This is a genomic window from Pseudomonas sp. TNT2022 ID642 (assembly GCF_028656995.1).
In the GTDB taxonomy this organism is placed as follows: Bacteria; Pseudomonadota; Gammaproteobacteria; order Pseudomonadales; family Pseudomonadaceae; genus Aquipseudomonas.
This window is the reverse complement of sequence record NZ_JAMDGW010000005.1, coordinates 19,249-27,199: the sequence shown is the minus strand read 5'-3', so window position 1 is coordinate 27,199 and position 7,951 is coordinate 19,249. Positions and strand designations below refer to the sequence as shown.

The following is a 7,951-nucleotide window of genomic DNA, read 5'->3' as shown; positions in this document are numbered from 1 at the left end:
ATTGCAGCGGTTGGGGTTTTGTTTTAGTAGAAGTAACCGTTTTTTCTGGCTTGTTACCGTGTTGACGGGCCAGATACAGAATTTCTTGACGACCATAGAGCGTTGGAACCACCTGATCCCATCCCGAACTCAGCAGTGAAACGATGCATCGCCGATGGTAGTGTGGGGTTTCCCCATGTGAGAGTAGGTCATCGTCAAGATTGAATTCCGAAACCCCTGTCTGCTAACGCAGACAGGGGTTTTGTCATTTCAGGGCCTACAAAAACCAATGATCAAACGGCTTTGCGTGCCTTATTGATACGTCGAGCCTGCCATTTGCGCCACCAGATGTAGACGCCAGTCCCCGACAAGCCCGCTATCAGAATACCTAACATCGCGATCATCACTTGTCCGGTAACACCAATGATCCGTCCACCATGTATCGGCAACTGCAACCGATAAAACTGTTCTCCCAACGTTCCCTGCCCTGCAATTTCCTGCCCTAACAATCGCCCATCCGTACCATGAAAGAACAACCAGGATTTGCCATGCGCTTCGGTGTCATGCTGCCCAAACCCTGCGCCGTAGAAGTTGTACTCAAAGCTGTAATACAACTCCCCGATCGCCGCTGTCAGTCCTAACCTTTTCCCCTCCTGTAACGCCCTCTCGTACGCCTGTTGATAACTCAATTGCGTCATTCCCAGCTGTGAAGGAGGCATTCGCCCTCGAGCCTCATAGACGCTCGGCTCAATCGGTGAAAACAACGAAACCGCAGGCTTGAATACCTGGCTCGGCAAGTTCATGGCGACGCTGCTGACAGCGATCGGCAGGAGCAACAACCACAGCCACAACCCCCCGGCGCGATGTAGATCGAAGTTGAGCCGATAGGCATGCCCACCCTTCACCTTCCAGGCGGTCGACCACTTCTTCCAGAATGGCTTTCCTCGCGGCAATGTCAGCCACAGCGCAACGAAGCAATCGATCACCCAGGCAATGGCAACCAGGCCCATCAACAACAATCCCCAATTACCCGGCAACGTCAGGTTGTAGTGGAACTCAAGAATGAACGGGACAAAATTCTCCCGTTGAAAACAGCACTCGCCCCAATACCTCTGGCCCTTTTGCTCAGCATTCACCGGATCCAGATAGAACACCTGATTACGCTCAGCGAATGGCTGGCCGGTTCCCGGATCGTTACGCGGGACCATCGCAAGCAACGCGGTGTGGCCCGTCTCATTCGGGTACTCCATGTACCAGACCTGCAACTTTGGATGGGTACTCTGCACGGCATCAACCAAATCACCGGGCGGCAATCGCTCACCCACTGCAGACGCCGCATAAAACTGCGGATTCAACCATTCATCCAGCTCATGATTGAACGCCAGGATGCTTCCCGTGACCCCGGCAAGCAGCAAAAAAACCGCGGTGGCCAAGCCGATATAACGATGCAACAACACCAAAAACGCACGCATTGCAATTTCTCCACAGAAACGACAAAGCCAGCCCCTGAAACATCAGGGGCTGGCTTTTTTATGCACCGGACAAAGGCTTAAAACTGGTAGCTGACCGTTGCCGCGACGTTGCGCTCTTCGCCCATGTAGCAGAAGTTCAGACTGGCGCAGGAGGCGACGTAGGACTCATTGGTCAGGTTGTTCGCATTCAGACGCACATCAACGCCCTTTAAACCGACCTTGCCCAAGTCGTAGCCAATCGAGGCATCAAACAACGTGTAGGAAGGCACCTTCAAAGTGTTTTCCGCATCCGCCCAGCTATAGCCGACATACCGCACGCCGCCGCCCAGACGCAGGCCATCGAGTGCCGCACTGTCGAACTTGTAGTCCGCCCACAACGACGCCATATGCCGCGGCGCCTGCGTTGGTGAGTTGCCCTTGTTCTCGATCACATCGGTCGGCGTGCTCAACGTACTGACCATCGACTTCGAGTATTCAATGTCGGTGAAGGTGTAGCTGCCGAGGACTTTGAGGTTGTCGGTCAATTGCATGTGCGCTTCCAGTTCCAGACCCTGAGAGCGCACGGCGCCTACCCCGCGATAGAAGTTTTCCTGCGGCAGTTTGGTTGCCAGGTTCTCTTGATCAATACGGAACAGCGACGCGGTGAACAGGTTGTCAGTACCCGGCGGCTGATACTTCAAACCGACCTCCCATTGTGTGCCGTCGGTAGGGGCCAGTGGGTTACCGGCGCTGTCGGCGTAGGAGTTAGGGTTAAACGATTCGGAGTAGCTGATATACGGCGCGAGTCCGTTATCGAACAGGTACAGCGCACCCGCACGGCCAGTGAGCTTGGTGCGGCGATCATTGATCTCTGTGCCAACCGGACGCCCGGCTTCAGCGATACGGTTTTCGTCCGACGTCTCGACCCAGTCCTGGCGCAGGCCCAGCGAGAAGCGCCATTTATCCATCTCGATCAAGTCTTGCAGGTAAACCCCGGTCTGCTCCAGACGCCGCAGGTAACTGGTCTCCCCGTACATATCGATGGCCGAGTTGCCGTACACCGGGTTGAACGCATCGATCGGTGCAAGACCGCCACTGGTCCAGTCGACCACGGTTTTGCGTCGCTGGTAGTCCGCGCCCATCAGCACGGTGTGTTTGGTCGCGCCGGTGAAAAATTCCGCCTGGAGCATGTTGTCGACGATGAACGCATGCAGACGCTCGTCACCACCGGTGTAGTAGCGGTTCAGCTCGTTGCTGGTCGGCGAGGTCCAGCCATAGGCGTAGACCTGATCCATGTTCACTTTGGAATCCAGGTAACGGAAATTCTGGCGAGCGGTGAAGACGTCGTTGAAGCGATGTTCGAATTGATAACCGAATGATTGCTGATCACGGGAATAGCCATCGACGCCCGGCTCCCCTTCGAAGAAGTGTGGCGAGATACGGTTGCCGTTACGCTGATGAATCGTGCCGGCGGCCGGCACACCGCCGTGGTAGCCGCCATCCGGATCGTGTTGCAGGTAAGCCTGCAGTGTCAGCGAAGTGTCTTCACTGAAATCGATGCTCAGGGTGGGTGCGAGGGCGAAGCGCTTTTCCTTGTTGTGGTCGAATTGCGTGTCGGACTGATCCGTCAACCCGATCAGACGATAGGCAATACGCTTGTCGTCATCGACCGGGCCGCTGAAGTCAAAACCAAACCCGCGCTGACCCTGCGTGCCGACCGTGGCCTGCACCTGATGGTAAGCCTCGTACAGTGGTTTTTTGCTGGTCAGCGCCACCAGTCCGCCTGGCGAACTGCGGCCGTACAGCACCGACGACGGGCCCTTGAGAATGTCCACGCGCTCAAGGAAATACGGATCGACCTGCATGGTGCTGTAAGTGCCGCTGTCGCCCATCGACTTGAGGCCGTCGAGGTAAATATTGTCCACCGAGCCGTCGTTGAAGCCGCGCATGGCCACATAGTCGTAACGGTGAGTAGCGCCGTAGGGGTTGGTCAACACGCCGGGGGTGTAGCGCATTGTTTGTGAGACAGTCTGCGAACCTTGATCGTCCATTTGCTCGCGAGTGACCACGGACACGCTCTGCGAAGTTTCCAGCAACGCGGTACTGGTCTTTGTGGCGATCTGGCTGTGGGTGGCGTTGTAGCCGTCCATGCTGCCCAAGGCGTTGCCGAGGGCGAAGCCTTTGATGTCGGTGGTCGGCAGGGCCAGCGCTTCGGTTTCAGCGAGCGGACGCAGGACGTAGCTGCTGCCATCCTGGCTGACCGCTTCCAGACCGGAGCCACCGAGCAAATGGCTTAACGCCTGATCGGTCGAATATTCACCCTGTACGCCCGGCGATTGCCGGCCCTGAGTTTGCTGCGGGGTCATCGACAACGTGATGCCAGCCTGACGTGCAAATTGATTCAGCGCCTCACCCAGCGGGCCCGCTGTAATGTTGTAGCCATGGCTGACTTCACTGGCCGCTGGATTATCCGCCATGCTCAAACCGGGCATCACACCAACGCCCAGCACCGTGGAAAAAAGCGCTGCCCGAACGGCGTGGCGCAACAGGCCCGATTCGGCAGTGAAATGCAGAGAGTTCTTACAGGTGGCGCGGACAGTCATTGTAGGTTTCCGTAGGAAGTCGCAAACGCTTGAATTGAAGTGCTTACTGACTAAGCCGAACCTGCTGCGAAAACCCGCCAAAATAATTTCAGGCAACGCGCTCCAGCGTCACCCACCAACGAGTGCGATAGCGCAATTGCACCGGCAACGTCTGCGGCAGAACCGCCAGCAGTTTGTCGGTGTCTTCCAGGCGGAAAACGCCGGACAAGCGCAGATCTGCCACTTGCGACGCACAGTTCAGAAAGCCCTGACGATAACGCGCGACTTCGGCGATAAAGTCACCCAGACGCATGTTGCGCGTGACGATCAAGCCATCGACCCAGGCGCCGGCATCCATATCCAGCGTCGGGGCCTGGCGTACCTGGTGGTGGTCGATCAGATAACTCTGCCCGGCGAGTGCGTCTACCGAAATGCCGCCGGCGTGGATGGCAACCTCGCCATGGGTGACGCTGAGCCGTGTGCAATCATTGTCCTGACGCAGGATGAATCGGGCATGGACCGGCTCATAAGTGCCGTGACGGTTTTGTACCCGCAGCGGCCGATCAGACGGTGCGCCCTCGTCGGAGCCACCACACGTGACGATGATTTCACCGCGAGTCAGCTTGATCAGGCGCTGTTGCGCCGTGTAATCCAGATCCACCGCGCTGGCAGTGTTCAACTCGATCCGGGTACCGTCCGGCAACTGGAAGCCGCGTCGCTCACCCGTCGCGGTGGCGTAATCGGCGCTCCATTGCTGCCACGCGGCAGTGTCCTTGGCCAGCCAGGCGGCAGAACCCATCAGCAATGCGCCAGACAATAGCTTCAAAGCCTGTCGCCGACCCAAACCCTGCGCACTGTTTTCCAGGGTGTTGAATGCCACTTGCGCACCGGGCACCGCACGCAGGTTATTGCTCAACTCGGCTTGCAGCGACTGCACCCGTTGCCAGGCCAGTTCGTGCTCATGGTGTTCGGCGCGCCACTGTTCGCACTGGCGATTCAAACGGGAGTTGCCATGGTTGTTGCGCAAGCGCAGCAGCCAATGGATGGCTTGTTTGACCACTTGTTGCTGTGGCTCTGCACGGCGCCCGAGTGCGGCGTTATCCAAGGGCATCAGCTTTCGTACCGCAACACATAGCAGTGATACAGCGCATCGGCGACATAACGTTCAACCGAACGTAACGACAGTCCCATCTGTTCGGCGATCTGCTTGTGGGTCAACCCTTCGCACTGCGCCAGCAGAAACGCCTGACGCACTTTCGGCTTCAGTCCTTCAAGCATCCGCGCAATGCTCTCCAGCAGTTCGATCACCAGCGTCCGGGCTTCGGCACTCGGTGTTTCGGCTTCGGGCAAATGGGCGATGGTTTCCAGATAGGCGCGTTCGATTTCTTCACGGCGCCAATGGTCGATCACCAACCCGCGAGCGATGGAACGCAGGAAGGCGCGAGGCGCATTGAGTTCGAGACGTTCGGTGCGTTGCAGCAGGCGGACGAAGGTGTCCTGAGCCAGATCCGCTGCATCCGCCGCATTGCCCAGCCGCGCGCGCAGCCATGCGTTGAGCCAGCCGTGATGACTACTGTAAAGCGCCTGTACAGCGAACTCAGGTGAGGACATGAACGCGAACGTCACAAATGATAATTAGTCGCATTGTCGGTAAGGGTTGCAGAATTTGCAACTGCCGCTCGAACATTGCTCCTGAAAAACCTCACCGCGAGCGCTCTGGCACGCCGTTCGGCGGGAATCCACCAGAAATGCCATCCATTTCCCGCACAACCCTAAGATTTCTCCGACATGTGCCGACAGACTGGTGAGACATGCGTGCACCAAAGTAGAGCGGCCAGAAGAACGCTGCCTGCGCTGTACATGGAATGTTGCATCCGGAACGCATCCCCACTTTTCGCATAAGAAGTCCCATGAAATGAATCTCAAGTTCAGCCATAAAATCCTGTTGGCCGCCTCGGGCGTCGTGGTCCTGGCGTTCGCGCTGTTCACCCTCTACAACGACTACCTGCAGCGAAACACCATTCGCCAGAACCTTCAGTCCTCCGTGCAGCAGGCCGGTGATCTGACCGCCAGCAGCGTGCAGAACTGGATGAGCGGGCGGATCCTGGTGCTGGAAAACCTTGCGCAAAACGTCGCGCATCAGGGCAAGGACGCCGATTTCCCGGGCCTGGTCGATCAGCCGGCCTTCACCTCGAACTTCCAGTTCACTTACGTCGGTCAGGCCAACGGTGTGTTCACCCAGCGCCCTGACGCGAAGATGCCGGACGGCTACGACCCGCGTCAGCGCCCTTGGTACAAGCAAGCAGTCGCTGCCGACAAAACCATGCTGACGCCGCCGTACATGGCTGCCGTTGGCGGGCTGGTGGTGACCATCGCCATGCCGGTGAAAAAGAACGGCGAACTGCTCGGCGTGGTCGGTGGTGACCTGAGCCTGGAAACCCTGGTGAAGATCATCAACTCGGTGGACTTCGGTGGCCTCGGCCATGCGTTTCTGGTCAGTGCCGACGGTCAGGTGATCGTCAGCCCGGACAAAGATCAGGTGATGAAAAACCTGAAAGACATCTACCCGAACACCAGCGTGCGCATCGAGAAGGGCAACCAGAACGTCGTGCTCAATGGCCAGGAACGTATTCTGTCGTTTACCCCGGTCAGCGACCTGCCGAATGCGCAGTGGTACATCGGTCTGTCGATCGACCGCGACAAAGCCTACGCCGCCCTCAGCCAATTCCGCACCTCGGCGCTGATCGCGATGTTTGTTGCTGTGGCTGCGATTGCGCTGCTGCTGAGCCTGTTGATCAACGTGTTGATGCGTCCGCTGACCACCATGGGCCGCGCGATGCAGGACATTGCTCAGGGCGAAGGCGACCTGACCCGTCGTCTGGTGGTCGAGAGCAAAGACGAGTTCGGTGAATTGGGCAGCGCGTTCAACCAGTTCGTTGAACGGATTCATGCGTCGATTTCCGAAGTGTCCTCGGCAACCCGTCATGTGCACGACTTGTCACAACGGGTAATGGCATCGTCCAACGCTTCGATCGTCGGCTCCGATGAACAAAGCGCGCGCACCAACAGCGTGGCTGCCGCGATCAACGAGTTGGGCGCCGCCACTCAGGAAATCGCCCGCAACGCCGCCGATGCTTCGCAACACGCCAGTGGCGCGAGCGAGCAGGCCGATGACGGTCGTCAGGTGGTCGAGCAAACCATTCTGGCGATGACTGAGCTGTCGCAGAAGATCAGCCTGTCGTGCACGCAGATCGAAACCCTGAACGCCAGCACCGACAACATCGGCCACATCCTCGATGTGATCAAAGGCATTTCGCAACAGACCAACCTGCTGGCGCTCAACGCCGCGATCGAAGCGGCGCGTGCCGGTGAAGCCGGGCGTGGTTTTGCCGTGGTGGCGGACGAGGTGCGAAACCTCGCGCACCGCACCCAGGAATCGGCCGAAGAGATCCACAAAATGATCACCTCGCTGCAGATCGGTTCGCGTGAAGCGGTGACTACGATGAACGCCAGTCAGGCGTCCAGTGAACAGAGCGTGGAAGTGGCCAACCAGGCCGGTTTGCGTCTGGTCAGCGTGACCCAGCGTATCGGCGAAATCGACGGGATGAACCAGTCGGTGGCAGCGGCGACCGAAGAGCAGACCGCCGTGGTGGAAACCCTCAACGTCGACGTTAACCAGATCAACCTGCTGAACCAGCAGAGCGTGGCCAACCTCAATGAAACGTTGAAGGATTGTGATGCGTTGTCGCAGCAGGCCAATCGCCTGAAGCAATTGGTCGACAGCTTCAAAATCTGATTTTTCAGATTGCAGACCGCGTTATCGTTCTTCGCGAGCAGGCTCGCTCCCACAGGATTTTTGGTTGAACACAACATGTGTGAACACCCAATACCCTGTGGGAGCGAGCCTGCTCGCGAAAGCGGTGGTGCATTCACCGCAAA

Annotated in this window: 5 protein-coding genes and 1 rRNA gene; 2 read left to right on the top strand and 4 right to left on the bottom strand. The window is 57.9% G+C overall.

Annotation, left to right across the window (positions count from 1 at the left end):
* The first annotated feature begins 84 nt into the window (after positions 1–84).
* Positions 85–200 (top strand): 5S ribosomal RNA (gene rrf / locus M5G26_RS04705).
* A gap of 72 nt (positions 201–272) precedes the next feature.
* On the opposite strand, the gene M5G26_RS04700 is transcribed toward rrf, so the two are convergent.
* The 4 genes from M5G26_RS04700 to M5G26_RS04685 all read right to left on the bottom strand — a co-directional run bounded on the left by M5G26_RS04700 (position 273) and on the right by M5G26_RS04685 (position 5,623).
* Positions 273–1,451, bottom strand: a complete 1,179-nt coding sequence (locus M5G26_RS04700) for a PepSY-associated TM helix domain-containing protein (protein ID WP_273914579.1) — start codon at positions 1,449–1,451, stop codon at positions 273–275.
* A 77-nt stretch (positions 1,452–1,528) separates the two neighbouring features.
* Positions 1,529–4,033: a TonB-dependent siderophore receptor gene (locus tag M5G26_RS04695; RefSeq protein ID WP_273914578.1), complete on the bottom strand. Its 2,505-nt coding sequence runs from the start codon at positions 4,031–4,033 to the stop codon at positions 1,529–1,531.
* An 88-nt stretch (positions 4,034–4,121) separates the two neighbouring features.
* Positions 4,122–5,123 carry a FecR domain-containing protein gene (locus M5G26_RS04690; protein WP_273914577.1) on the bottom strand — a complete coding sequence of 334 codons (1,002 nt, stop codon included), beginning with the start codon at positions 5,121–5,123 and terminating at the stop codon, positions 4,122–4,124.
* Positions 5,123–5,623, bottom strand: a complete 501-nt coding sequence (locus M5G26_RS04685; RefSeq protein WP_273914576.1) for a sigma-70 family RNA polymerase sigma factor — start codon at positions 5,621–5,623, stop codon at positions 5,123–5,125. Before M5G26_RS04685 ends, M5G26_RS04690 begins: the two co-directional genes overlap by 1 nt.
* A 304-nt stretch (positions 5,624–5,927) precedes the next feature.
* Between M5G26_RS04685 and M5G26_RS04680 the strand changes: the two genes are divergently transcribed.
* The gene (locus M5G26_RS04680) at positions 5,928–7,808 is read left to right on the top strand and encodes a methyl-accepting chemotaxis protein (RefSeq protein ID WP_038369156.1); all 1,881 of its coding nucleotides are present in this window, start codon (positions 5,928–5,930) and stop codon (positions 7,806–7,808) included.
* The last annotated feature ends 143 nt before the right edge of the window (positions 7,809–7,951 follow it).